Annotated in this window: 22 protein-coding genes and 1 pseudogene; 15 read left to right on the forward strand and 8 right to left on the reverse strand. The window is 56.1% G+C overall.

The genetic code is table 11. From position 1 onward, the window contains the following. Positions 1-14: 14 nt before the first annotated feature. Entirely contained in the window at positions 15-1,076 is a 1,062-nt protein-coding gene (locus QRN55_RS19255; protein ID WP_284777944.1) for an ABC transporter ATP-binding protein, read from the reverse strand. Between the two features lie 350 nt (positions 1,077-1,426). Between QRN55_RS19255 and QRN55_RS19260 the strand changes: the two genes are divergently transcribed. Further along, a complete protein-coding gene (locus QRN55_RS19260; RefSeq protein ID WP_284777945.1) occupies positions 1,427-1,873 on the forward strand; it encodes an RbsD/FucU family protein in 447 nt (148 codons plus the stop codon). A 173-nt stretch (positions 1,874-2,046) separates the two neighbouring features. On the opposite strand, the gene QRN55_RS19265 is transcribed toward QRN55_RS19260, so the two are convergent. The 5 genes from QRN55_RS19265 to QRN55_RS19285 all read right to left on the reverse strand — a co-directional run bounded on the left by QRN55_RS19265 (position 2,047) and on the right by QRN55_RS19285 (position 7,392). Further along, the gene (locus tag QRN55_RS19265; RefSeq protein WP_284777946.1) at positions 2,047-3,126 is read right to left on the reverse strand and encodes an ABC transporter ATP-binding protein; all 1,080 of its coding nucleotides are present in this window, start codon (positions 3,124-3,126) and stop codon (positions 2,047-2,049) included. A gap of 13 nt (positions 3,127-3,139) precedes the next feature. Further along, positions 3,140-3,985 (reverse strand): carbohydrate ABC transporter permease, encoded by an 846-nt coding sequence (locus QRN55_RS19270; RefSeq protein ID WP_065700216.1) that lies wholly within the window; start codon positions 3,983-3,985, stop codon positions 3,140-3,142. A gap of 3 nt (positions 3,986-3,988) precedes the next feature. Then, a complete protein-coding gene (locus QRN55_RS19275) occupies positions 3,989-4,906 on the reverse strand; it encodes a carbohydrate ABC transporter permease (protein WP_045231958.1) in 918 nt (305 codons plus the stop codon). Positions 4,907-4,975: 69 nt separating this feature from the next. Beyond that, on the reverse strand, positions 4,976-6,214 hold the full coding sequence (locus QRN55_RS19280; RefSeq protein ID WP_284777947.1) for an ABC transporter substrate-binding protein: 1,239 nt from the start codon (positions 6,212-6,214) through the stop codon (positions 4,976-4,978). A 113-nt stretch (positions 6,215-6,327) separates the two neighbouring features. After that, positions 6,328-7,392: a GntR family transcriptional regulator gene (locus QRN55_RS19285; RefSeq protein ID WP_284777948.1), complete on the reverse strand. Its 1,065-nt coding sequence runs from the start codon at positions 7,390-7,392 to the stop codon at positions 6,328-6,330. Here QRN55_RS19285 and QRN55_RS19290 point away from each other — a divergent pair. Together QRN55_RS19290 and QRN55_RS19295 are read left to right on the forward strand one after the other, a co-directional pair. Then, positions 7,381-7,431: pseudogene (locus QRN55_RS19290) on the forward strand (hypothetical protein); the annotation flags it as partial. The gene QRN55_RS19285 and the pseudogene QRN55_RS19290 overlap by 12 nt on opposite strands. 9 nt (positions 7,432-7,440) lie before the next feature. Continuing rightward, entirely contained in the window at positions 7,441-8,241 is an 801-nt protein-coding gene (locus QRN55_RS19295; protein ID WP_284778093.1) for an enolase C-terminal domain-like protein, read from the forward strand. A gap of 90 nt (positions 8,242-8,331) precedes the next feature. On the opposite strand, the gene QRN55_RS19300 is transcribed toward QRN55_RS19295, so the two are convergent. Then, positions 8,332-9,312 (reverse strand): sugar phosphate isomerase/epimerase family protein, encoded by a 981-nt coding sequence (locus QRN55_RS19300; RefSeq protein ID WP_284777949.1) that lies wholly within the window; start codon positions 9,310-9,312, stop codon positions 8,332-8,334. Positions 9,313-9,781: 469 nt separating this feature from the next. Here QRN55_RS19300 and QRN55_RS19305 point away from each other — a divergent pair, with 469 nt between their 5' ends. From QRN55_RS19305 to QRN55_RS19335, 7 genes are all read left to right on the forward strand, one after another. Then, positions 9,782-11,542: a peptidoglycan D,D-transpeptidase FtsI family protein gene (locus QRN55_RS19305; protein ID WP_284777950.1), complete on the forward strand. Its 1,761-nt coding sequence runs from the start codon at positions 9,782-9,784 to the stop codon at positions 11,540-11,542. Between the two features lie 283 nt (positions 11,543-11,825). Then, a complete protein-coding gene (gene dinB / locus QRN55_RS19310; protein WP_284777951.1) occupies positions 11,826-12,899 on the forward strand; it encodes a DNA polymerase IV in 1,074 nt (357 codons plus the stop codon). A 235-nt stretch (positions 12,900-13,134) separates the two neighbouring features. Next, positions 13,135-14,115, forward strand: coding sequence for an ABC transporter substrate-binding protein (locus QRN55_RS19315; RefSeq protein WP_284777952.1), 981 nt, complete (start codon positions 13,135-13,137; stop codon positions 14,113-14,115). Positions 14,116-14,126: 11 nt separating this feature from the next. Then, the gene (locus QRN55_RS19320) at positions 14,127-14,978 is read left to right on the forward strand and encodes an ABC transporter permease (RefSeq protein WP_284777953.1); all 852 of its coding nucleotides are present in this window, start codon (positions 14,127-14,129) and stop codon (positions 14,976-14,978) included. Beyond that, the gene (locus tag QRN55_RS19325; RefSeq protein ID WP_284777954.1) at positions 14,975-15,697 is read left to right on the forward strand and encodes an ABC transporter ATP-binding protein; all 723 of its coding nucleotides are present in this window, start codon (positions 14,975-14,977) and stop codon (positions 15,695-15,697) included. Before QRN55_RS19320 ends, QRN55_RS19325 begins: the two co-directional genes overlap by 4 nt. Before the next feature lie 10 nt (positions 15,698-15,707). Continuing rightward, the gene (locus QRN55_RS19330; RefSeq protein ID WP_284777955.1) at positions 15,708-17,045 is read left to right on the forward strand and encodes an LLM class flavin-dependent oxidoreductase; all 1,338 of its coding nucleotides are present in this window, start codon (positions 15,708-15,710) and stop codon (positions 17,043-17,045) included. Between the two features lie 318 nt (positions 17,046-17,363). Next, positions 17,364-18,491 (forward strand): GGDEF domain-containing protein, encoded by a 1,128-nt coding sequence (locus QRN55_RS19335; protein ID WP_284777956.1) that lies wholly within the window; start codon positions 17,364-17,366, stop codon positions 18,489-18,491. Between the two features lie 109 nt (positions 18,492-18,600). Here QRN55_RS19335 and QRN55_RS19340 read toward each other — a convergent pair whose 3' ends face one another. Continuing rightward, a complete protein-coding gene (locus QRN55_RS19340) occupies positions 18,601-19,680 on the reverse strand; it encodes an ABC transporter ATP-binding protein (protein WP_284777957.1) in 1,080 nt (359 codons plus the stop codon). A gap of 95 nt (positions 19,681-19,775) precedes the next feature. Between QRN55_RS19340 and QRN55_RS19345 the strand changes: the two genes are divergently transcribed. The 5 genes from QRN55_RS19345 (at position 19,776) to QRN55_RS19365 (ending at position 24,490) form a co-directional block, all read left to right on the forward strand. Next, a complete protein-coding gene (locus QRN55_RS19345) occupies positions 19,776-20,453 on the forward strand; it encodes a GntR family transcriptional regulator (protein ID WP_233137111.1) in 678 nt (225 codons plus the stop codon). Continuing rightward, the gene (locus tag QRN55_RS19350; RefSeq protein WP_284777958.1) at positions 20,450-21,427 is read left to right on the forward strand and encodes an alpha/beta hydrolase; all 978 of its coding nucleotides are present in this window, start codon (positions 20,450-20,452) and stop codon (positions 21,425-21,427) included. Before QRN55_RS19345 ends, QRN55_RS19350 begins: the two co-directional genes overlap by 4 nt. A gap of 36 nt (positions 21,428-21,463) precedes the next feature. Beyond that, the gene (locus QRN55_RS19355) at positions 21,464-22,666 is read left to right on the forward strand and encodes an ABC transporter substrate-binding protein (protein WP_284777959.1); all 1,203 of its coding nucleotides are present in this window, start codon (positions 21,464-21,466) and stop codon (positions 22,664-22,666) included. A gap of 70 nt (positions 22,667-22,736) precedes the next feature. Beyond that, the gene (locus tag QRN55_RS19360) at positions 22,737-23,660 is read left to right on the forward strand and encodes a carbohydrate ABC transporter permease (protein WP_284777960.1); all 924 of its coding nucleotides are present in this window, start codon (positions 22,737-22,739) and stop codon (positions 23,658-23,660) included. Continuing rightward, a complete protein-coding gene (locus QRN55_RS19365) occupies positions 23,657-24,490 on the forward strand; it encodes a carbohydrate ABC transporter permease (protein WP_284777961.1) in 834 nt (277 codons plus the stop codon). The genes QRN55_RS19360 and QRN55_RS19365 overlap by 4 nt, the downstream gene beginning before the upstream one ends. Positions 24,491-24,493 lie beyond the last annotated feature (3 nt).

Genomic DNA, 24,493 nt, shown 5'->3' on the forward strand with positions numbered 1-24,493 from the left:
CGACAACCAGAAATTCAGTCCAGCCTCAGCCCGCTTTCACCATCGAACAGATGGACCAGCGCAACATTCGGCGTCATGGCAATCGTGCCGCCCGCGGGTTCTTCCACCCGATCGCGAAACACACCGATGATCTTCTGCTGACCGATTTTTGCAAAGACCTGCGTTTCCGAGCCGGTCGATTCCACCACCGTGACCTGCGCGTTGACCGCGCCGCCAAGTGTGAAATGCTCCGGCCTGATACCGTAAAAGGCAGACTTGCCATCCGAACCGGCAGGCGCGCGCGAAAGCAGCAGGCGAATGCCGTCATCCGTCTCGAAATAGGGGTCTGCGGCGCTACGAATATGGCCCTTGATGAGGTTCATGGATGGGGAGCCGATGAATCCCGCGACAAAGGTGTTGGCGGGTTTGTCGTAGAGCGTCAGCGGCGAACCGATCTGCTCGACACGCCCATCCCGCAGCACGACGATGCGGTCCGCCATCGTCATGGCCTCCACCTGATCATGCGTCACATAGATCATGGTTGTCGCCAGCCGCCGCTGCAATTCCTTTATCTCGGCGCGCATCTGCACACGCAGCTTGGCATCGAGATTAGACAGCGGCTCATCGAACAGGAAGACTTTGGGATCGCGCACAATGGCACGGCCCATCGCCACACGCTGACGCTGGCCACCGGAAAGTTGGCGAGGATAGCGCGCTAGATACGGCACGAGGTCAAGGATTTCAGCCGCTTTACGCACGCGGGCGTCGATATCGACCTTGGTCTCACCGCGCATTTTCAGCGCAAAGCCCATGTTTTCGGCCACCGTCTTGTGCGGATAAAGCGCGTAGCTCTGGAACACCATCGCGATATCGCGGTCTTTCGGTGGCAGGTCGTTGACCACCTTCCCGTCGATCTGGATATCGCCGAATGTGATCGGCTCCAGCCCTGCCACCATGCGCAGCAGCGTTGATTTTCCGCAGCCGGACGGCCCCACCAAAACGACGAATTCGCCGTCGGGTATTTCAACGGAAACACCATGGATCACCGTCAGGCTGCCATAGGCCTTTCCGACATTGACGATATTCATCGATGCCAAAAGCGTTTCTCCTCCCACGGCGTCGCGCACTCCTCGCGACATTGCGCCCCCCTTTTCGGTCAGCGGGTGCAGCCAACCGCTGCACCCGCCGAACGTCTTATCCTTGGGAGGACGTCATCCGTTTCGAGAACTTCACACAGATTTTCGGTATTGTAAATTACGTTATTAGGAAGTTGACGAATATTTCTCAACGCACAGCAATTCGCCGCTATAATCGCACATCTACGCAGTATTTTGGCTGAGTTTGGACGAAAAACTGGCAATCAGTGCGAACGAATTACTCGCGTCGATTGCCGACATTACAAAAATCATATATTCTGTGAAGCAGATATCTGCATTCAGAGGAGGAGATGGCAGTGCTCAAAGGGATCGATCCGGTTATCAATGCTGAACTGCTTCATGCGCTTATGCTGATGGGGCATGGTGACCAATTGGTCCTGTGCGACATCAACCATCCCGCTGCAACCATCGCCCATCATACCACCTATGGAAAGATCATCAATCTTTCTGGATGCGGCCTGGAACGTGCCGCCGAGGCCATTCTGAAACTGTTTCCTCTCGACACCTTTATCGATGCTCCGGTAAAACGCATGCAAGTTGTGGGCGATCCCGACGGCCAGGTCCCGATTTTCGCAGCCATACAAAATGTCGTCAATCATTCCGAAAATCGACACGTTCAGATTGAAGCGTTGGAGCGTTTTGCGTTTTACGAGGCGGCCAAAAAATCTTTTGCGATCGTGCGAACATCCGATCCTGGACCGTACGGATGTTTCATTTTCGGCAAGGGCGTTATCTAGTGCCATCGTGGGCCAGCGCACCGCCTCGTTGCATAAGCGGCCTTTCGCGGTCGCTAGGTGAAACTGAACCCAAAGGTGCATGGCCGCACGTCTTCATCGTGACACCGTTCCTCGCCAACGCGATCAAGCCTGCCAGTACACATCGCTGAACAGGTTTTGATGAGCGCCCGACTTTACCATTGCACTCTTAATTCCGTCTGCGGGTCGAAGAGGTTGATACTGGTAGGATCGACGGTGAAGGCAACGGTCTCTCCGCGCTTACCGGCGAAACGTGGCTCCACGCGTGCGATCACGATCTGGCCAGCGATGAGGGTGGTGAGCATCGTGTCAGGCCCGGTGGGCTCGACAACGTCGATTGTGCCACGGAAAGCGGCAACTCCGTCGGCGTGGGCAACCTTCAACTCTTCCGGCCGCACGCCGAGGATGACGTCTTGTTCTGCCAGTTTCGTATCGCTGCGTCCCAAGTCCAGCGATACGTCTTCTGCCTTGAACTGCCAGCCGGACTCGCTGTTCACCAGCCGCCCTTTCAGAAAATTCATGGCAGGCGAACCGATGAAGCCGGCGACGAACATATTGGCAGGGCGTTCATAAATGGTGCGTGGATCGGCCAGTTGCTGGATATGGCCGCCTTTCATTACGGCCACTTTCGTTGCCAGCGTCATGGCCTCGATCTGATCGTGGGTGACGTAGACAATGCTCGTGCCTAGCCTCTCATGCAGCCGCTTGATCTCAGTACGCATTTCCACCCGCAGCTTGGCATCGAGGTTCGAGAGTGGTTCATCGAACAGGAATAAATCCGGATTTCGAACAATCGCGCGACCCATCGCCACGCGCTGGCGCTGGCCACCGGACAGGTTGGCCGGTTTGCGATCCAGCAGATGCGTGACCTGCAGCATATCTGCCGCACGCGCGACGGCTTCGCGGCGCTGATCGACAGGCGTACCGCGCATTTCCAGACCAAAACCGATGTTTCGCTCCACCGACATGGTCGGATAAAGCGCGTAGGACTGGAACACCATAGCGATGTTGCGATCTTTCGGCGGCAGGTTAGAGACCGATTGTCCGCCGATAGCGATATCGCCGCTGGACGTCTCATCGAGCCCGGCGATGATGTTGAGCAAGGTCGACTTGCCGCAGCCGGATGGCCCGAGCAGCACCAGAAAACCGCCATCCTCAAGCTCGATGTCGATACCATGCAGGACTTCGAGTGCGCCATAGGACTTGCGGACGTTGTTGAGTGAAAGTGTCGCCATTTTATGTGTTCCTTTAGCCCTTGATGGCTCCGGCGGTGAGACCCTGAACCATTGCCCGCTGGACGATCGCAAACAAAAGCATGACGGGGAGAATGCTGAGAATGCCACCTGCGGCGAGAACGCCCCAGGGAAGCTGGAATTCACCGACCATCAGTTGAAGCCCGACCGGCCATGTCCGAGAGCCCTGGCCAGTGGTCAGCATGAGAGCGAAGATGAACTCGTTCCAGGCGGCAATGGCGATGAAGACGGAGCTGGCGACAAGGCCGTTTCGTGCCAGGGGAAGCACGATGCGGACCATCGCGCCAAGCCGGGTCGAACCATCGATGCGCGCGGCACTTTCCAGCTCTTTGGGTGCAGCATCGAAAAAGCCCTTGAGCATCCACACGAAAAGCGGCAGCAGGAAGCTGGTATAGGCGAGAGCCAAGCCAAACCGGCTATCCACCAACCCCACGGTTCGCATCATGACGTAGAGCGGGATGATCATCATCACGGCCGGGAACATGCGGATCAGCAGGTAACCGAGCATGATGTTGTTGCGTCCACGAAACACCAGCCGGGAAAAGGCATACGCCGCCAGCGTGCCGGTGACGACGCAAATGGCGACGGTGACCGTGGTGACGATGAGGCTGTTGGTAATCAGCACCGGAAAGTTAGACTGGGTCCAGATCGCCACATAGTTTTCAAAAGTGATGTGCGTCGGGATATACTGCATCTGCGACGTGACGATATCGGCCTCGGGCTTCAGCGATGTCAGAAACATCCAGACCATGGGGCCAAGGCAGAAGGCCGCCAGCGTGAACAGAACCGCGTAAGTCAGGATATCGGCGGCCAGTCGTCTGCTGCGATTGCTTTTAAACATGGCTCACTCCTTCGTTATGCGCGACAGGCGGATGTAGATCGTTGCGAAGACCATCAGGATGAAGAACATCACAACTGAAAGAGCGCCCGCGTAACCGAAGTTAAAATCGCGATAGGCGGTCTGGAACGCATAGAGAGATAGAACCTGCGTGGCATTGCCGGGGCCACCGCCTGTCAGTACCAGCAAAAGATCCGGCGAGTTGACGAGACTGATGACGCGCAGGATGACGGCAGCCGTGATCACCGTCTTCAGCATCGGCACGGTGATCAATCTGAACTTGGTGAAGGAGCCAGCACCATCCACGGCTGCGGCCTTGTATAGGTCTTCCGGTATGCCCTTGAGGCCAGCCAGAAACAGAAGCGCGAAGAACGGAAACCCGTGCCATGCCTCGACAAGAATGGTCGCGGCAAGAGCGGTGTTCGGATCAGCAAACCAGGCCTTGTAGGAACTCAAGATGCCAAGCCGAACGAGGATGTCGTTGATAACGCCAAGGCGCGGATCGAGAAGCAGCGCCCACATATGCCCTGCCACCACATTGGGCAGGAAATACGGAAGCAGGATCAGCACGCCGAAAATCTTCGTGCCCGGGAGATTGCGGTTGAGTGCCACGGCTGCGATGAAGCCGAGCGTCATCTCGATCGTGACAGCTGCGACCACCCAGATTGCAGTGTTTTTCAGCGATATCCAGAAAACGCGATCCGACATCATCGCAACGTAATGCTTCATCCCCACAAATCCATTGAGGCCGGGCCGCGTCAGGCGCATTTCACGCACGCTGATGAAAAACCCGTAGATCGTAGGGTAAGCCACCACCAGAAACAGCAGGAGAAGGCTCGGAAGGAGAAGCAGATACACCCAGTAACGCGTTTCCGAGATGTCTCCGAGACTGCTGAAAGGATGGCGTCTTGAATGTGATGTCATGGAAACGCGGCGCTGACGCCGTCCCTGCTTGGCGCGCGATACGGCAAGCCGCACCGCGCCTGTAAGAGATTAGCGCAGCGCTGCTTCAAGTCCCTCGATCATGCGATCGACGGCTTGTTCGGGCGTCAATTGACCTGTGAGGACCGACTGGAATGTCGGATTGACGACGTTTTCAGACCAGCCCGCTGCACCGACGAAGCTGTTCGGCAGACGACCGAATTCGAGCGTCTGCGTGGCCGCAGCGTAAATCGGATTGCCGGTGATCCTCTCGTCTTTCAGCGCGGCGGTCGAAGCCGGGAAGTAGCCCGTCGCCTCAAGCAGCGCGATGGCCGCATCGGTCTGGCCCCAGAAGCTGATCCACTTCCACGCGGCCTCGACATTATCTTCCTTGAAGATGCCGTTACCCGCATAAGCAACGCGGGCAATGTGCGCCTTGGGGCCGGCTGGCATGGGCGCGGTGGCAAATTGGACGCCGGGTTTCAGTGCCGTGGAGATTTCGATCAGCGAACCGGTATGGTGCCAGATTATCGCCGTCTGGCCGGTTCTGAAACCTTCCATGATCTGACGATAGCTATCGTTCGGCGCACTTGGCGGCGCGACTTTTTCCTTGCGGAAGAGATTGGCGTAGAAGGTGATCGCCTCGACCGCCGCTGGCTTGTCGATGGCAGCCTGCCCATCTTTTACGAGCGGGGAGCCAAAGGATTCCATCACGTCGATCACATATTTGAACGCACCCGCGCCACCGCGCATGCCGAATGCGTAACGGTTTTTGGATGGGTCCGTCAGCTTGCGGCAGACGGTCAGAAATTCATCGAAGGTTTTGGGAGGAGCGGAAATTCCTGCTTCGTCGAAATAGTCCTTGCGGTAATACATCCAGTCAACGAAGGCATAGGCAGGCACCGCGTAAATCGCGCCTTCACTCGACATTCCGGCCCAACGATTGTCCGGCAGGTTGGCCTTGCCTTCCCACTTGTTGACACGCTCGCTGATATCGACCAGCGCACCCATCGCCGTCAGGTCGGCAAAACGTTCGGCAATCACCATGCCGGTATCGGGACGACCACCCGCCACGACGGCAGAGGAGACTTTCGCCATATATTCCGAATTCGGAATGCTTTCCTGCGTCACCGAAATATCCGGGTTTGCCGCTGCAAACAGCTGGATGATTTTGGCCAGTCCCGCCATTTCGGACTGGCTGGCGAAATGGTGCCAATAATTGATCGCCGTTGCAGCGTTGGCGCTGCGCAGGCTCGCGGCAAAAGCCAGGACTGCACTCGCTGCCAGAAATTCACGTTTGCTCAGATGCATCGAAACCTCCCAAGAGATCAGACTCCCAATCTGATCTATCAGTGGAAGCTAGCATCAATTCTCAACATCTGCAACAACGCACATCACCACCCTCTGAAATTAATGGTGCTAATTTATACCAGCCCGAGGTTACGTTGCATGGCCGCCTGGAAATGCGCCTGCAACGCCCTTTCCGCAGCTTCAGCATTTCGCGTGCCGCAGGCCTCGAGAATATCGAGATGCTCCTTCAGCGTTCGGATCATGATCGGCACCGTCACCTTGCGCTCCAATCGCAGCAGCCGCAGGTAATTGTGCATGCGCTTGTACGCGCTGTCTATGAGCGGATTGCGCAGCGCCTGGATGATGTGGCCGTGCAAGTCCAGCTCCAGCGAATCCATCTCAAGCAGCTGCTCCGGGCCAATACCGTCACGCTCCACACGACGCAGAAGCCTGGAATGCCTGACTTCCAGGGCATTTGTTATGTGCTCGTCTGCTTCTTCCGCAAACACCCGGACCGCCGCGCGCTCGACAATGGAGCGAAACTGATAAGTAGATCGGGTAAGCTCCAGGCCGGGCCGGATAAACTGAATACCCGACCGCGGATGAATGGTCAGAATGCCCTCGGCTTCCAGCACCCGCAACGCATCGCGCAGTGGCGCGACCGGCACATCGACAATAGCCGACAGTTCGTTCTGCGAAATGAAGGCGCCAACGGGCACCTTGCGCTCGAAAAGACTTTCGAGAATGCGCTCATAGGCGACATCGCTCAGGCGCGGCGCACCCGCTTCCATGATGCTTGATTTCACAGCTTGACGCTCCGACAATTTTTTCATGATGACAGAAAATTTCCTTTCTGATAGATCAGTATCAGTTTTTAAGCGATCAGAGAGCCCGCCATGACTATTTCTCATTTCCGTATAACGCGATTTCAGTTTGCCCGCGACCGTGTAATTGGCGATAGTCAGGTTCGTGCCGACGACGCCAACGTTGCAGCCCTGGAACTGGTCTCTGAAACAGGTGAGATAGGGTTGGGATTCATCCAGACCCTGTTCCACCCCCTGCCCGATCAGGCTGAAATAGAAGCCGTCTTTGAAAACGAGGTTTGGCCGACGTTGAAGGGCCAAAAAGCAATCGGCCTCGTGCACCGTGTCAACCGGCCGCGTGGCGGCAACCAACGCGCATTCTCTCTGCCGTTTCATGAAGCGCTACAAGTCGCACTCTGGGACCTCGCCGCAAAAGAGGCCGGCATGCCGTTGCATCAATTGCTGGGAAGCAGACGGGATCGTGTGCGCGCCTATGCCAGCGGTCTCGATTTCCACTTGAGCGACAAGGCTTTCTGCGCGCTGTTCCGCCATGCGGCGAGCATTGGATATAACGCCTTCAAAATCAAAGTCGGTCATCCTGATTTCAAGCGCGACCTGAAACGGCTCGATCTGCTTCAGCAATCAGTGCCAGAGGGTTCGCTGATCATGATCGATCCCAACGAGGCCTGGAACTCAAAGGAAGCACTCGTCAAGCTGACGGAAATCCGCGATGCTGGCCACGATCTGCTCTGGGTGGAAGACCCTATTCTGCGCCATGACTTCGAGGGCTTGCGGACGCTGCGTCACGCCGTCAACTGGACGCAGATCAACAGTGGCGAATATCTCGATATGCCCGGAAAGCGCATCCTTCTGGAAAACCACGGCACCGATCTTCTCAATGTCCATGGACAGGTGACCGATGTCATGCGCATCGGCTGGCTTGCCGCGGAAATGGGGATACCGGTCAGCCTTGGCAACACCTTCCTCGAAGTCGGCGTCCATATGGCCACAGCCCTGCCGGAAGTCGAATGGCTGGAATATTCCTTCCAGAACTTCGATCATCTCGTGGAAACCCCCATCGAAATCCGCGACGGCTACGCCTACGCCCCCGACAGGCCAGGCCATGGTCTCGTACTGTCTGAAGAAGCGAGACAGGAATGGGCAAGACCCAAACGCCTTGAGAGATCGCAACTCGGCGAGGCACCGAAAAATCCTCGTCTGCCGATTGAACAGGACTTGCTTTGATGAACTGCCCGGCGCGGGGCAGCTTCCTTTAATTGATATGCGAAAAGACATCCGGTGCAGTCTCATGGCGACTGCACCGTGGTTGGCAGTCTACATTGCGCCATACAAAGCTTTTTGAGCAATTTTCAGTGCGCCGATTGCGTCGTGCCGTGACTGGGCCTCTTGCAGCGCATCCACATCCAGCGCGTCGAGACCTCTCGATGCGGCCTTGAGGAAGTCGATGGCGTGGTTGGCCGTCGCGACACTGTCTTCGCGGAAGGGAAACTGATCGAGCTGCCATACACCTTCCCACTTGTTCTTCCTCAGCACGTGGAAAAACTCGAACAGTTCAATGGGATGCAGGCTGCCTGCCACAAGGTCGTCATCCCAGGACCGATAATTATCGTTCACGTCCATACCGAACAGGCGTCCATAGTCGATCGCCAGCTGGGCGCTGTCGGCAGCAGATTCTCCACCCATGATCGCGTGACCGAAATCCAAGAGAATGCCGACATTTGGCAAGCCGATCTTTTCGATACCCAACAACGTCCGCGCGACTGAACCGAAGCTCATCCGCACACGCGGTTCGCGGGGCTTGTACTCGATCACGAATTTCAGATCAGGATTTTCGCTGGCGAGCTTTCCAACACCATCGAGCGAGTGCTTCCACAGCGTGCCGTAGTCGACCTGAAAAGGATAATCCCAGCCATCCTGACCCGGCCACAGCTTGACGTAATCAGCATTGAAATAACGCACCTGCTCACAGGCTTCCGTCACCAACTCATGCGTTCGCCGCCGCACGCCTGCATCGGGATTTGTAAAAGAACCTTTGACGAACTCGCGCGTGTAAATTTCGGGGGTAATACCGATAACGCCGAGCTTGTTTCGATCAAGCGCCTCTTTCACCTGAGCGTTGGAAAAGTCCCCGCCAAAGAATGGATAGTTGATATCGACGACCGAGAGGTCATTTACCTGCCCCGCAAGATCGATAGCGTCGATCACGCTGCGAGGCGAACCATAGCCATCCGTCGCATAACGATCGAGATAGATTGCGAAATGCCAGATTCCGGCACCATAGCGCTGTGTTCCCATAATATCCTCCAAGTTTCATCATGACGAATATGTTTCAAATGAGCACGAAATGCCATTGGAGCCACCGTACTGGTCCTTCATCAACACGGCACCTTACTTTCTGAGGCCAGGTCTCAAAGCGCTACACATGACGCCATGATCGGGAGTCAGTCGAGAGTGACCACAACCTGCGCTCCTTCTGGGATATGGTGGAGAGCGGCTTCGACGCCACATGTGTGAACGTCATGAGGGCTGGCGATTCCGGCTGAATGCGCCGAAAAGGCACTTACAGAGAAGCGGCTTCGTCACGGAGCTTAATGAAGCGTTAATCAGCTTCGTGCAATTTTAAGTGTATATTAATTTAAACTTAATTGTGCTGGGCGTCGCGACCAATCCTTGTTTGGTTTCAGACGCGCCAAGTGCAAATTTCAAATAGGTTGGCGGCAGCGGCTGCTCACGTTCGAAATACGCTCGGTGATTAGGGTTTGTTATGATTGGTTTTATCGTCCAGCTGAATCGCCGCGCTCATTTCAGATTAGAATCCAAGACACTGCCTGCGGCAACGGCTTTTGTCGGCACCTCGGAGCGTCGCAGGCGTGACAGCCGACAACGACTGACCTTTCTGATTGCAGGCTTTGCCGTGATGTATATCGTGGTTGGCGCCCGCCTCGTGCAGTATGGTATGGTCGAACCTGTCGTCACGGGCTCCATTCTCCCCAGTGCCAATGCGGTTGCAACGCGTCCTGACATTCTCGACCGCAATGGAGAGCTGCTGGCAACTGACATAAACACGGTATCGCTCTACGCGGAACCACGCCGCATCGTTGATGCTGACGAGGTTGTGGAGAAACTTGCAACCGTTCTGCCGAACCTCGATTGGAGCGATACGCACAGGAAGCTTCGATCTGGCTCGGGTTTTCAGTGGTTGCGGCGCCAGCTCACGCCCCGCCAGCAGTCCGAAATTCTCGCACTGGGCATTCCTGGCATAGGTTTCCGGCCGGAAAAGCGACGTTTCTACCCCGGCGCGGCGACCGCCTCTCATATCGTCGGTCATGTCAATGTCGACAACCTCGGTCTTGCGGGTATGGAGCGGTACATCGATCAGCAGGGGTATGCCGACCTACGAGCCACAGGGCTGACGAATGATACGCGACTTGAGCCCGTAAGGCTTTCGATCGACGTTCGCGTTCAGCATATCGTTCGTGAAATAGCTGCGCGAGCGATGACGAACTATCAGGCGGAAGCCGCAGGCGCCGTCATTCTCGATGTGGAGACAGGAGAGGTCATCGCCATGGCCTCAGTGCCCGACTATGATCCCAACCAGCCTTCGCGCAACCTGCCGGATGGATCAATTGACAAGGAATACGAAAAGGGCTGGTTTAACCGTATCAGCAACGCCACTTTTGAAATGGGTTCGACGTTCAAAAGCTTCACGCTCGCTATGGGCCTGGATGCGGAGAAGATCACCCTGAACTCCGTCGTTGACGCGTCCCACCCCATTCGGATGGGTGGATTTACGATCAAGGACTTCAAAGGGAAGAACCGGCCTCTGTCCATTCCGGAAGTCTTCCAGTACTCATCGAACATTGGAACTGCCGCCGTTGCAGACAGGGTCGGGATAGAAGGTCATCAGGAATTTCTGACGAGGCTGGGACTGCTCTCGAAGATGGAAACGGAGATGCCCGGCGTCGCAACCCCGACCCAACCCCGGACGTGGAAGAAGATCAATTCCGTTACGATCTCATTCGGTCACGGCGTTGCCACCACGCCGCTTCAAACCGCTGTCGCCGCCGCAGCTCTCATCAATGGCGGCTCCCTCATGAATCCCACCTTCCTACCTCGTTCGAAGAACGAGGCGGCAATGATGTCCCGCGCCGTCATCAAAACGAAGACCAGCGCGGATATGCGGTTTCTCTACAATTGGAATGGCATAAAAGGTTCTGGTCGCGGTGCCCAGGTCGAAGGGTTTCACGTCGGCGGCAAGACTGGAACCGCTGACAAGGTCATCAATGGCAGGTACGCCAAGGACATCAATTTCAACGCTTTTGTCGCCGGGTTTCCGATGGACAAGCCGCGCTACGTGGTACTGACAATCATCGACGCTCCCAAAACCGGTGTGCACGGGGGCAGGACAGCCGCTTCCACGGCAGCACCGATGACTAAGGAAATCATCGAGAGAACCGCGTCATTGCTTGATGTGAAGCCACGCTTTGGTGGGGAAACCAACCCTCAACTGCTGGTCAACTACTGACTGGTCATGCGACGGGTAAAGCCGCATTTTCACCGAGACATACGATGCGTTGCATTGTCATTCTCTCCCCGGAACTGGCAGGCACAGCCGTTTTCCTGGCGTCGCGGCATGCTTTCGGTGCCGTGACGCGGCAAAAATTCAGATGGGTGGAGGACATATTTGCGGGTCGGACATAAGGGAAGAACGTCTTTTGCTGTGATAAGGTCGACCAGTCTCTACGCAACCCGGTGGGAATGCGGATCGACATTTTCGGCAAGCACAAGGTCAATCGGTAAAGCCAGACATGAACCCGGTTCGCAAAATCATCCACATCGATATGGACGCCTTTTACGCCTCCGTCGAGCAGCGTGACAACCCGGAACTGCGCGGGAAGCCGCTGGCGGTTGGGGGTTCTGCTGCGCGCGGGGTGGTGGCGGCTGCGAGTTATGAGGCACGTGCCTTCGGCGTCTATTCGGCCATGCCCTCTGTCACCGCCAAACGAAAATGCCCTGACCTGATTTTCGTGCCTCCTCGCTTCGAGGTCTATCGGCAGGTATCCCAGCAAATCCGCGAGATTTTCGCACAGTACACACCCATCATCGAGCCCCTGTCACTGGACGAAGCCTATCTCGACGTCACCGAGAACCTGAAAGGTATGGAGATCGCCACCGATATAGCGCTCGAAATTCGCGCGAAGATCAAAGAAGTCACCGGCCTTAACGCCTCCGCTGGCATCTCCTACAATAAATTCCTGGCGAAGATGGCGAGCGATCTAAACAAGCCCAATGGTCAGGCCGTGATAACGCCGAAGAACGGTCCAGCCTTTGTTGAGGCTCTTCCCGTCAAGAAATTCCATGGAGTAGGTCCTGCCACCGCCGAGCGGATGAAACGGCACGGTATCGAGACAGGTCTGGATTTGAAATCAAAACCGCTTGCATTCCTGCAGCAGCATTTTGGCAAATCCGGCCCGTATTTTTACGGCATTGCCCGAGGCATTGACGAGAGGCAAGTCAAACCCAACCGCATTCGTAAATCCATCGGCGCGGAAGACACGTTTGCCGAGGATATCGATCGCCTCGACCTCGCCAAGACCGAGTTGCGACCTCTGGCGGAAAAGGTCTGGCGGTACTGCGAGGCACATGACATCACCGGGAAAACCGTAACGGTCAAAATCAAATATTCGGATTTCACCCAGGCAACACGAAGCAAGACGATGCCGTCTGGCATTCCGAATTTGGAATTTGCTCTGGATCTAGCAGACACTTTGCTAGCGTCTGTCTTTCCATTCAAAAAGCCGGTCCGTCTCCTGGGTATCACTCTCTCCTCGCTCAGCACCGAAGACATTGCCGAAGCTCCGCAGCTTGATTTTGGGCTGTGATCCCACTTTCCGGCAGTCAGGCAGAACATTCGCAGCGGATACGCGCGGGCGATGAGGCTTTAAAGCACTGGAATTTTCGTCTCTGAAAATCGCATCTCGTGGAAAAGAAATGCTCCAACGCACAAACCAAGCGCACAGATAACCTATCAATTCACTAGGCTTTATCTACATTAAATCAAAACTGATATCTGCCGCTATCCACCGATGACAGCGTGCCTGTAACGGAGAATATTCCTTGTTCCGCAGAAGATTTTTGCAAGCATCCGTGTCGATGTTCGTTGCCGCAATTTCATTCGCTTCATCGTCAGCAAACGCCACCAATCCGGCATCGAAGCTGATCGTCGCCGACCAGGCAGAGCTCGTTCGCAATCTGTTGGACGCCAGCGGACAAGGCAAAAGCCTCTCATTCGATGTCGAGTTTCCCAATTTTGCAGGCGGCCCTGCCATTCTTGAAGCGATAAGGGCAGGCGCCGTCGACATTGCTTATGTCGGCGATACGCCACCGATTCAGGCGCGTGCATCGGGAACTCTTCTGCCAATCGTGGCGACATTCACGCGCGAGATCGCTCAATATCGGCTCACTAGCCGTCCGGGCCTCACGATCAATCATCTGGCTGAGCTCAAAGGTAAAAAACTGAGCTATGTCGAAGGGTCCGGCCGTCAGGTTTTCCTGATCGAGGCACTGAACAAGGCTGGTTTGAAACTGAGCGATGTCACGCTCGTCAATTTACGTGTAGCAGACCTGCCGGACGCCTTGCGCTCAGGTGCCGTTGATGTCGCCGTTCTTCAAGAGCCCTTCGTTACCCGTCTCGTCAACCAGGCAGGGGCAAGCCCCGTGCTCGATCCAGAAGAGCGAAAGCTGTTGCCGAGCACCTCTTACTTTTATGCGCGCCCGGAGGTTCTTGCAGACCCTGAAAAGGCCGAAGCAGTTCGCCAGTTCATATCGGCCTTTGTGAAGGCCGGAGAGTGGAGCAACAAGCACGACTCGGACTGGGCGAAATTCTACTATACGGACTTCCAGCGCGTTTCCGCTGAAGACACCGCCGCGATCCTCAAGGGCCAGTCGCCGTTGGTGTTTCAAACCTCGGCAGAGGCTATTACCCATCATCAAAAGCTGATCGACATCCTGTATCAAGCCGGATCGATCAAGGAACGTCTCGATGCCAAGGGGTCTTTTGTTGATACGTTCGACAAGACCATAGAGCAGTCACGTTGATCGGAGGTCTCATGGCAGACATTACATCAGGACGGTTTGCGAGCGGCGTCACCAGACGCGCCAGGGAGTTTAGCGGCCAGCGCAAAGCTGTCCGCCTTACCCCGGCAAAGCTGCCGCCGGGAATGCGGTTACTGGGGCCGATCATTCTGCTTGCGGTCTGGGAAGCGGCATCCCGGCTTGGCCTGCTATCTCCAAGCACGCTGGCTGCGCCATCGACCGCCATTCACACCGGCTATGACATGCTGGTGGACGGCACCCTCCTGCCCCACCTCGCGGCGTCAGCAATCCGCGCCTATTCCGGGCTGTTTCTGGGTGTTCTCGTCGGCGTCGTCCTGGCTTTGCTGTCAGGCCTCACTCGAACCGGCGAAGCTCTGATAGACGGCCTTGTCCAGATCAAAAGAGCGATACCGACGCTCGCGCTCATACCCCTCGTCATCATTTGGCTGGGCATCGGCGAGTCTATGAAGGTCTTCCTGATTTTCACCGCCGTACTCGTTCCGGTCTATATCAACACCCATGCGGCACTGCGCGGCATCGATATTGGTCATGTCGAGCTCGCGCGGACCTTGGGCCTGACCCGGCTTGAGTTCATCCGCCACGTTGCCCTGCCGGGAGCCCTGCCTGGCTTCTTCGTGTCGTTGCGTCTTGCGGTGGCTCTCTGTTGGACAGCCCTTGTGGTTCTGGAACTCGTCAATACGCAAACGGGCATAGGCTATCTGATGAACCGGGCGCGTGACTGGGGCCAGACAGACATCATCGTCGTCGGCATCATGATTTACGCCATTTTGGGTCTCGCCTCCGACGCGGTCGTAAGGTTGATCGAAACCCGAGCACTTTCCTACAGACGGGCGTTGGGATCATGAATGTACATGTGAAAAATGCTGTGGTTTTGCGCGACCTCTCACGCAGTTTCGACACCAAAACCGTTCTGGATCGCATTTCGTTGGATATTCCTGCTGGGCAATTCGTCACCCTGCTTGGAGAATCCGGGTCCGGCAAAACAACCCTGCTTAGGGCGCTTGCCGGACTTGACGACGATGCAGAAACGAAGGGCCATTACAGCACGCCGGAAAACGTATCCGTTCTTTTTCAGGACTCGCGGCTTCTGCCGTGGAAGACTGTCATCGACAATGTCACGCTTGGCCTACGTCGACCAGATGCACGAACAGCCGCGCAGGAAATGCTTGGGGATGTCGGCATTGGCGACAAGGCAGACGTCTGGCCATCGACGCTATCAGGCGGACAAAAACAGCGGGCTTCGCTGGCAAGATCGTTGATACGTATGCCAGATCTTTTGCTGGCCGACGAACCCTTCGGGGCACTGGACGCACTCACACGGTTGAAAATGCAGAGGCTTCTGATGCGTCTCGTCCAACACCAGAAGCCAACCATTATTCTTGTCACACACGATGTGGATGAGGCTTTGCTTCTGTCTGACCGCATCCTTGTCTTGAAGGACGGCAGTATCGCCGAAGACCATTCCATCTCGCTTCCCCACCCCCGCCGCGAGCACCAGAGCGAACTCTCCTTGCTACGAACAAAGCTGCTTAGAAGCCTTGGCGTCGAAGCCGACACTATTTGAAGGACATAACATGTCGCGTCAGTTGCATCTCAATCTGTTTCTCATGTCCCGCGGCCACCATGAGGGAGCGTGGAGACATCCCAAATCAAACCACAAGGCGCTGACCGACCTGAACCTCTATGTCGAGGCTGCAACAATCGCCGAAAACGCAAAGTTCGATGCCGTATTTCTGGCCGACACACTGGCGGCGGGTAACAGCAGCGGATTGGCGTCGTCGGGATCGCTGGAACCCATCGTTCTTCTTTCACTGCTTGCAGCTCATACGAAGAACATCGGCCTCATCGGCACAGCATCGACGACCTACAGCTTGCCCTATACCCTCGCCCGCCAGTTCGCCACGCTGGATCACCTGTCAAACGGTCGCGCAGGCTGGAATATCGTTACCTCCTGGGCACCGGAGGCGGGCACCAATTATGGGCTCCAGCAAAATCTCGATCATGGGGATCGTTACAAGCTGGCAGAAGAATTTGTCGAGGCAGTAGACGCCCTCTGGAAGAGCTTTCCCGCAGATGCCGTGCTGGACGACCGGGAAAGTGGGCACTATCTCGACCGCGACCGGATCGTCCCAGCAAACTACGTCGGCCACCACTATCGAACAGCAGGGCCGCTCAACGTACCCGAGAGCCCGCAATCCCGTCCGGTCTATATTCAGGCTGGCCAGTCCGATGCGGGCCGCGGTTTTGCAGCAAGATGGGCCGAGGCGATCTTCACCGCCCATATGACAAAGGAATCGGCCAAAGCATTCTATGCCGACGTCAAAACCCGCGCGACTGGCTACGGACGCAGTGCAGATGACATCGTCGTTTTGCCGGGCATAAGCGCTGCGATTGGCTCCACCATGAAAGAGGCTGAGCGGGTCTGGGAAGAACTGGATGATCTTACCAGTACCGATGTGGGTCTGACACGCCTGTCGGCCCGGTTCGGAGGCCATGACTTCAGCCACATTCCATTGGATAGACCGCTTACGCGCAATGATTTCCCCGATCCCGAAACGGTAGAGGCTTCGAAGAGCCGCGTGATCGGTTACGTGGATTTGACGCTCAAGGAAAACCTGACACTTCGTCAGTTGTTGCGCAAGCTGGCCGGTGCGCGCGGACATTTCGTGGCGACCGGCACTCCAGAACAGGTTGCCGACATCATCGAGGACTGGTTTCGCAGCGGTGCCGCAGACGGCTTCAACGTCATGCCGCCGATCATCAACAGCCAGCTTTCGCTCTTTGCCGAAGAGGTGGTTCCGATCCTGCAAAAGCGAGGCGTGTTCCGTAATGAGTATGAGGGCAACACCCTCCGGTCGCATTTCGGCCTGGGCCGCGTGGGCGATGTAAGAAACTTCGCGCAGTCTGCCTGAACGGCCTGTCCTGCATATTTTGACAAACAGTCAGCGGCTCATCGCAGGTGCGTTGCCGTGAGCACACTTGTACCAGCGTGACAGGCGCCTCTTTGGTACAGCCGAGCAACGCCACATGTAATCAACGGACATGAAGCCATTGCTCACGCCTTGTAGCTTAACCATTCGCGTCGGTTACGATCCCTAAAGCGCCAAGCATATAATCTAGCGCCTCGTACAGAATGCCCAAAACTATAAAAACCAATTTCAGCCTTCAGTAATTCATGGATGCTAAAGTCCGGCTGTTATTGGACACATTAGAATTTTTGGGCGATCGACTTGGACCTCAATACTGTCTTGCTTCTGCATAAGTCGTCACTTCTCGTTGGGGCTGTCTGCTTCATGTATGTCAGGTGGCAATCCGGCAAGCGCTTGGGTCTGCGGCTTATGGCAATCGCGTTTATCTTGCTGGCCATTGGCTCGTCGATTGCAGGTGCTGGCGAACGGGGCGAGCTGCCATATTATGCTTGGACACTGGTAAGCCTTGCTTTAGGCCCGCTCGCTTACGGAATGCTCTGGATCGGCATCCGGCGCCTCGTCACCGAAAAGGTTTCTCACCGAGATTCGATCGTGCTTGCGATCACACCTTTGACAGTCATAATCGCAATCGCGACTGATTTCCATTTGACCAACGTTTATCGTGCGTCGGTTTTCCTGACGCTGATGGCAATCTTTATGACGTCCTGTGGTGTCGTTGTCTTGCGCAACACACGCAGCGAGAACATTCGCGCTCGTTTTCCCTTGGCTTTGTCGTTTGCCGCCAAAGCACTATTGGGGTTGATTACGATTGCAAGCATTGCAACGCCCGAAGCGATCTCAATCTCCGTCAGCGAAACGTTCTTCCTTCTCATCCTCTGTCAGTTTTTTATCGCCATGTTCGTTCTCGTTTTCGCCAAGGAAAGGGCTGAAACCCGTCTGCTTCATCTGCTGGCAACGGACCCGTTGACACAGATTCATAATCGCCATTGGTTTTTCTCCAAATTGCCGTCGCAGACGGCGCCCGGTGATACCCTAGCGATCATCGATATCGATCATTTCAAGCGGGTCAACGATACCTTCGGTCACGCTGCAGGTGACCATGTTCTTATTGCGACAGCCAAAGGTATGGCCGAAACTCTGCCAAGAGACAGCATATTCGCAAGACTTGGTGGCGAGGAGTTTGGCCTTTATGTAAAGGCCTCGTCTACGCACGCTCTCATGCAACAGGCCGAACACCTACGCCGTACTGTCGAGGCGCTTGACATATGGCATGATGGAAAACATATCCCACTCACCATTAGTTTGGGCATTGCTACGGTCGCAGATGGAATGGCAATAAAAACTCTTCTGAGCAACGCCGACCAGGCGCTCTATGTCGCAAAACGGAACGGTCGCAATCGCGTAGAAGTATTTGAGGCACAGGGCTGAAGCTTCACCGCCGATGGAGTGCTGAAATCGGCTATTGGACATCGTCCCAGCAGATCATTTATCGCATGATCTATGATAAGGGTATCGGCATGTTTCATGCCTTCGCCCGCTACACGGCCCCATTGTTTAAACGTCGTCCTGTAGATTTGTCGAATAGATGAACCGAGCCGGTCTCTCCCCTGACATGGATCATTTCTCCGACAGTGATATCGGCGTCGCGAGGTAATTCCACCGTCAGCATGCGGGTGTCGCCTATCTCAAGATAGGCATATGTCTGACTGCCAAGCCGTTCTGCCACCACGACCTCGCCTGAGAACCATGCCTCTTCCGGCGGACAGCTGCTGAGGTCCTCGGGGCGAATACCGAATACAATAGGAGCCGCGCTGCGCTCCCCGACATATTCCGCAACATCAATCTGGCGTCCCAGAACGGTAATCGCCTTGTCACCTTCGAACGCCGCGTCGATGGTGTTCATCGTCGGACTACCTATGAACCGTGCCACGAAAAGGCTTGCGGGCCGTCGGTAGAGATCGAGGGGTTTGCCAATCTGTTCCACCCTGCCCGCATTCATGACGGCAATCCTGTCAGCCAGAGTCATTGCCTCGACCTGATCGTGGGTCACATAGACCGTCGTCGCTTTCATGCGATTGTGGAGCTTGGCGATCTCCAGACGCATTTCGACCCGCAAGGACGCGTCCAAATTGGAAAGCGGCTCATCAAACAGAAACGCGGCTGGCTCGCGGACGATTGCCCGGCCCATGGCAACACGCTGACGCTGACCACCGGACAATTGCGCAGGGCGACGTTCAAGGAAACCCGTGATCTTGAGCACAGTGGCGGCATTATCCACACGCCTGTCGATTTCGTCCTGTGATGTGCCACGCATCTTCAAGCCAAACGACATATTGTCTTCAACCGTCATATGCGGATAGAGCGCGTAGTCCTGAAATACCATCGCGATGTTACGTTCTGCAGGTGACAGATCGTTGACCGTGCTGCCGCCGATTGCAAGCTCACCACCGGAAATACCCTCAAGCCCAGCAATCATGCGCAACAGCGTAGATTTTCCGCAGCCGGAAGGTCCGACAAGGACCAGAAACTCACCGCTGCCAATATCGATATCAATACCGTGGATGACCTGGAGCTCGCCGTAGGACTTGCTGATATTCTTCAGCGTTATGGCCGTCATCAAGTTTCCTCCGGTGTTTTCGACCTTGACGGCCATTATCGATATCATTATCAATAATGATAATATATTCAAGCCTCCGTTGCTAGGCAGAGCAGATGACATATTTTTCGCCCAAACCCGTCGTGAACAAGCCTCCGAAAGCGGCAACGGCTTTCAACGCGCTGAAGCGCGACATCATGCTTGGGAACCTAACTGCGGGCACCGGGCTGACGGAATTGGAGCTGGCCGCACATTTCCAATGCAGTCAGGGCACCGTGCGTGAAGCGCTATTACAGTTGCAAGAAGAAGGCCTTGTCCGCCGCCAGGGCCATCGTGGTACGCAAGTTTCGGAATGCACAGCGGATGAAGCCATCGAGATGTTCCGCCTTCGCACGCACATCGAATGCAGCGGACTGCCACGGACGATGCGGTCCGCCAACAAGGCGCTGATCCTGGACCTGAACGTCATGCTCGATGAGATGCTGACGGCAGCGGATGACGATGATGAACTTCAGCTAGCCGCGATCGATCGTGATTTTCATCGGCGAATATTAGAGAGTGCAAGTCTTCCTGCGCTGGACCCAATCCTGCATCGATGCCTCGTGCACAATCACCGCTTCAAGATTTCGCAAAGCCGGATGGAACGCGACCTGAAGGCCACGGCCTTGCGCCATCGCAGCATCATCGATGCCATCGAAAGTGGCGACGTCGCCAACGCCATCACCGCCATGCGCCACCACATCGCGACCATTGTCGACTTCGGGCCCGATGTTTTTCCGGATGCGAACCAATGAGCGCGCACCAGGCCGATCCCGGCATCATCTCACCGCAGATGCAGGCCCTCATGGAAAAGGTGATGGCGGAAACCGGCCCTTTGCCGGATGCCACTCTTCTTCCACCTGCGGAAGGACGTGCGCTGTCTGAGCGCCTGAATCAGCGCTGGAACGTAGACCTGCCGCCGATGGCGTCGGATACCGAGGTCTGGATCGCGGCTGACACAAAGCTCGGGTCAGCGTCATGCCGGATGCGCATCCTGACACCGGAAAACGCCAGCAACGGAACAGTTCTGTTCGTGCACGGCGGCGGCTTTGCCTTTTGCAGCCCTGAAACCCACGAACGATGCGCTCGGGTGCTCGCCAACGAAACGGGCATGGCTGTTGCAATGCCGGATTATCGACTCGCCCCGGAACATCCGTTTCCTGCTGGCCTGCTTGATGTCGTCGCCTGTTTGAGAGCGCTTATCGCAGGCGACGTCAACGGAGTGAATACCGGACCCCTCTTGATTTCGGGAGATTCCGCCGGTGCCAATCTGGCGCTTGCCGCCATGTTGCACCAACAGGCGAACGGACATGCGCTGCCGAATGGCGGCCTGCTTTTTTATGGAAACTTTGCTGCCGATCTCACGGGGGACTCTCACGTCCGATTTGAAAACGGCCCGGGCCTGACGACTGCGAAGATGCATCGCTATTGGGCGTGGTATGCTGGCGACGGCGCGATTGACAGTGACCCATTCGCCTGCCCGCTAGTGGCAACCGACAAAGCGCTTTCGCATCTGCCACCGCTTTACCTGATGGCAGCGGGGGTCGATCCGCTGTTTTCGGACACAGTGGCGCTGCATCTGCGGCTGACAAACCTCGGACGCACGGACGATCTTGAGATCGTACCCGGTGTTACCCATGGCTTCCTGCAAAACACCAACGAACTGGAGGCAGCGCGGGAGGCGCTGCGGTCTGCTGGGAGGGCGGCAAGAAGGATGATGACGACCTGACAACGTGAATTGCTGATAACGGAGGAGATAACAGCAATGAAACTTCTGAAAAAACTAGCAATCAGTGTGGCTATGGCAGCGACCGCGGCGTTCAGCCCGGCCAATGCCGCTGACACTGTTCGCTTCTGGTACCATTTCGACAATCCGGCAAATCCGATGTCGGATCTTGTCGCCAAGTTTGAAAAAGCCAATCCGGACATCAAGATCGAAGCGGAAAACGTTCCGTGGAACAGTTACTACGACAATCTCTACACGGCTCTCGTGGGCGGCAGCGCGCCGGACGCAGCGATGGTCAAACTCTTCGCTCAACCGCGACTGTCCGAGATGGGCGCTCTGGCGCCACTCGATGATCGGATCAATGCCTGGCCGGGGAAGGCAGACCTTCTCGACAATCTGCTTGAATTGAACAAGGGCGCAGATGGCAAACAATATTATTTGCCCATCCAGTATGTCGTTCTTTACCTCTATTACCGCACAGATCTGTTCGAAGCAGCGGGCTTGAAGCCACCGGCAACCTGTGAGGATTTCCGCGAGGCCGCAATCAAGCTGACAAAGGCGCCCAACACCTATGGCTTCGGCCTGCGTGGCGGCAAGGGCGGCTGGGACCAGTGGGGCGCTTTCGTGTTCTCACAGGGTGCGGAACTGAAACCCGGCGGACTGACGACACCACAGGCGGTCGCCGCCAACCAGTGGCTAATCGACCTCTTCCAGAAAGACAAAGTCATTCCACCGTCTGCGCCCAATGATGGTTTCCAGGAAATCATCGCAGCATTCAAAACCGGCAAGACGGCCATGACCATTCATCACATCGGCTCGTCCAAAGATCTCGTCGCTGCGCTCGGAGACAAGGTTTCAGCCGTTCCTGTACCGAAATGCAGTGGCAAACAGTGGACCTCCTATGGCGATGAGTCACTCGCTGTCTTCTCGTCGTCCTCGGTCAAGGATGCTGCGTGGAAGTGGATTTCCTTCCTCGCGGAAGGCGAAAACAACGTCGCGTTCAACACCGCAACCGGCCAGATGACCGTGACGAAAAGCGGTTCTGCCGACTGGAAACTCCATGAACGCCGCTTCGTGGACGCCACCGTGCAGTCCCTGCCCTTCGCGCATGTGCTTCCCCAGAGTTCCGGCACGTCGGAATTCGTGAATACGGCGTGGCAGACGGCAATGCAGCAGGCGCTTACCGGCCAGACAACCTCGCAGCAGATGATGGAACAGCTCAACACACTGTTTGCGCAATAAGGCAGGCGGGCTCCAGTGGATGTTCCACCGGAGCCCTCTCAAAGCATCGATCCGAAAATCAGGAAACCGCATGTCGCCGATCGTCTCCACGCACCAGCAGCAGAAGGTAAAGCCGTTCTGGCAAAGCCAGCAGTTCATGCCCTATTGGCTGCTGGCGCCGGCTGTTGTCGTCACAGCGGTGATCGTCTTTCTGCCGATGATCCAGGCCGTTTTCACAAGCTTTTATGATCTTGTCCTGTTCAAGCCAAATGCAAGCCGCTTTGTCGGGTTCGGCAATTACGTCAAACTGTTCAATGACCCGGTCTTCTGGAGTGCATTGTGGAACACGGTCATCTGGATCGGCCTGACCGTGCCGCTGCAAATGGGCCTTGGCCTGCTCACGGCAATTCTGCTGAACCGCGAGTTTCCATGGCGTGGACTTGCGCGCGCGCTTATTATCATACCCTGGGCACTGCCAAGCGTAGTCATCGCACTGATGTGGCGCTGGATTTACGATCCCAACACAGGCGTTCTCAACGACATCCTGCTCTATCTGCATGTGGTCCAGACCGCTGTCCCATGGCTTGCCGATCCCGGCGTCGCTCTTTACGCCATCATCGCCACCCTCACGTGGCAAGGCTTTCCCTTCTTCGCAGTCATGATCCTGGCGGGGCTTCAGGGTATTCCGAAGAGCCAGTACGAGGCGGCGTCAATCGACGGTGCATCCGCCTGGCGGCAATTCGTCCACATCACGCTCCCGGGGATCGGCCCCGTTTTAGCCACCGCTGGCCTCTTGCGGGTCATCTGGGTCGCAAATTCGATGGACGTGATCTTCGTCATGACCGGCGGCGGGCCAGGCTATGCCACCCATACGCTGCCGCTCTACGCCTTCATCAAGGCACGTCAAAATCTCGATTTCGGCTATGGCACCACCATCGCGGTCACCTTCACCATTTTTCTCGGAACCTTCGTCGCCTTTTATCTTGCCAGAACCATGCGTGAGGTCGAACGATGAAAAAGCCTAGTAGCCTGCGCCGCATTCTGACGACGGATTTGCCTGTTCTCCTGACCGTCCTCTTCGCCATGGCGCCTTTCGCCTGGATGATTTTGACATCCCTGACGCCAACAGCCGTACTCAGCGCCACCGGCGTTTCGATTTCGCCATCGGGCTGGAGCTTTGACAATTACGTGCGTCTGATCGAGCAGACGTCATTTCTCAAAAACATGCTGGACAGCTTGATCATCGCCGTGGGCACCGTCGTTGTCGGCCTTCTGGTTGCGGTCACCGCAGCCTATGCGCTCTCGCGGTTCCGGTTCACCGGACGCAAGATATTCATGTTGCAGTTTCTGTTGATCAACATGTTCCCAATTGTGCTTCTGATCCTGCCGCTCTTCGTGCTGTTTCGAAAGCTCAACATCCTCGACACCCACTTCGCGCTGATCCTTGCCAATGCAACGGCAGCCATACCCTTTGCTGTCTGGATGCTGACGAGCTATGTCGGCGCAATTCCCAAAAGTCTCGATGAAGCCGCCATGACGGATGGCTGCACACGGTTGACGGCGCTGCGTCGTGTCGTGTTACCGCTCATGATCCCCGGCATCATCTCCACCGGCATCTACATCTTCATCACCGCCTGGAACGAATATCTCTACGCACTGACGCTGGGCGGACGGAACGTCCGTCCTGTCACCGTGGCGATCCAGACGTTGATCGGTGAGTACCAGATCGAATGGGGTTTGCTGGCCGCAGGCGCCGTGGTGGGGGCTCTTCCCGCCACACTGCTCTTCCTTCTCGTGCAACGCCGTTTGATCGGCGGACTGACCCAGGGAGCTGTCAAAGGCTGATTG

It is taken from the genome of Agrobacterium sp. lyk4-40-TYG-31, assembly GCF_030209855.1.
Lineage (GTDB): Bacteria > Pseudomonadota > Alphaproteobacteria > Rhizobiales > Rhizobiaceae > Agrobacterium > Agrobacterium vaccinii.

What these genes read in the sequence shown, in the direction of transcription:
- QRN55_RS19260 (WP_284777945.1), top strand. Translation starts at nt 1,427, where the DNA reads ATGGCAGTGCTCAAAGGGATCGATCCGGTTATCAATGCTGAACTGCTT.
- QRN55_RS19265 (WP_284777946.1), bottom strand. Translation starts at nt 3,126, where the DNA reads ATGGCGACACTTTCACTCAACAACGTCCGCAAGTCCTATGGCGCACTC.
- QRN55_RS19270 (WP_065700216.1), bottom strand. Translation starts at nt 3,985, where the DNA reads ATGTTTAAAAGCAATCGCAGCAGACGACTGGCCGCCGATATCCTGACT.
- QRN55_RS19275 (WP_045231958.1), bottom strand. Translation starts at nt 4,906, where the DNA reads ATGACATCACATTCAAGACGCCATCCTTTCAGCAGTCTCGGAGACATC.
- QRN55_RS19280 (WP_284777947.1), bottom strand. Translation starts at nt 6,214, where the DNA reads ATGCATCTGAGCAAACGTGAATTTCTGGCAGCGAGTGCAGTCCTGGCT.
- QRN55_RS19285 (WP_284777948.1), bottom strand. Translation starts at nt 7,392, where the DNA reads ATGAAACGGCAGAGAGAATGCGCGTTGGTTGCCGCCACGCGGCCGGTT.
- QRN55_RS19295 (WP_284778093.1), top strand. Translation starts at nt 7,441, where the DNA reads ATGCCGTTGCATCAATTGCTGGGAAGCAGACGGGATCGTGTGCGCGCC.
- QRN55_RS19300 (WP_284777949.1), bottom strand. Translation starts at nt 9,312, where the DNA reads ATGGGAACACAGCGCTATGGTGCCGGAATCTGGCATTTCGCAATCTAT.
- QRN55_RS19305 (WP_284777950.1), top strand. Translation starts at nt 9,782, where the DNA reads ATGATTGGTTTTATCGTCCAGCTGAATCGCCGCGCTCATTTCAGATTA.
- dinB (WP_284777951.1), top strand. Translation starts at nt 11,826, where the DNA reads ATGAACCCGGTTCGCAAAATCATCCACATCGATATGGACGCCTTTTAC.
- QRN55_RS19320 (WP_284777953.1), top strand. Translation starts at nt 14,127, where the DNA reads ATGGCAGACATTACATCAGGACGGTTTGCGAGCGGCGTCACCAGACGC.
- QRN55_RS19325 (WP_284777954.1), top strand. Translation starts at nt 14,975, where the DNA reads ATGAATGTACATGTGAAAAATGCTGTGGTTTTGCGCGACCTCTCACGC.
- QRN55_RS19330 (WP_284777955.1), top strand. Translation starts at nt 15,708, where the DNA reads ATGTCGCGTCAGTTGCATCTCAATCTGTTTCTCATGTCCCGCGGCCAC.
- QRN55_RS19340 (WP_284777957.1), bottom strand. Translation starts at nt 19,680, where the DNA reads ATGACGGCCATAACGCTGAAGAATATCAGCAAGTCCTACGGCGAGCTC.
- QRN55_RS19345 (WP_233137111.1), top strand. Translation starts at nt 19,776, where the DNA reads ATGACATATTTTTCGCCCAAACCCGTCGTGAACAAGCCTCCGAAAGCG.
- QRN55_RS19350 (WP_284777958.1), top strand. Translation starts at nt 20,450, where the DNA reads ATGAGCGCGCACCAGGCCGATCCCGGCATCATCTCACCGCAGATGCAG.
- QRN55_RS19355 (WP_284777959.1), top strand. Translation starts at nt 21,464, where the DNA reads ATGAAACTTCTGAAAAAACTAGCAATCAGTGTGGCTATGGCAGCGACC.
- QRN55_RS19360 (WP_284777960.1), top strand. Translation starts at nt 22,737, where the DNA reads ATGTCGCCGATCGTCTCCACGCACCAGCAGCAGAAGGTAAAGCCGTTC.
- QRN55_RS19365 (WP_284777961.1), top strand. Translation starts at nt 23,657, where the DNA reads ATGAAAAAGCCTAGTAGCCTGCGCCGCATTCTGACGACGGATTTGCCT.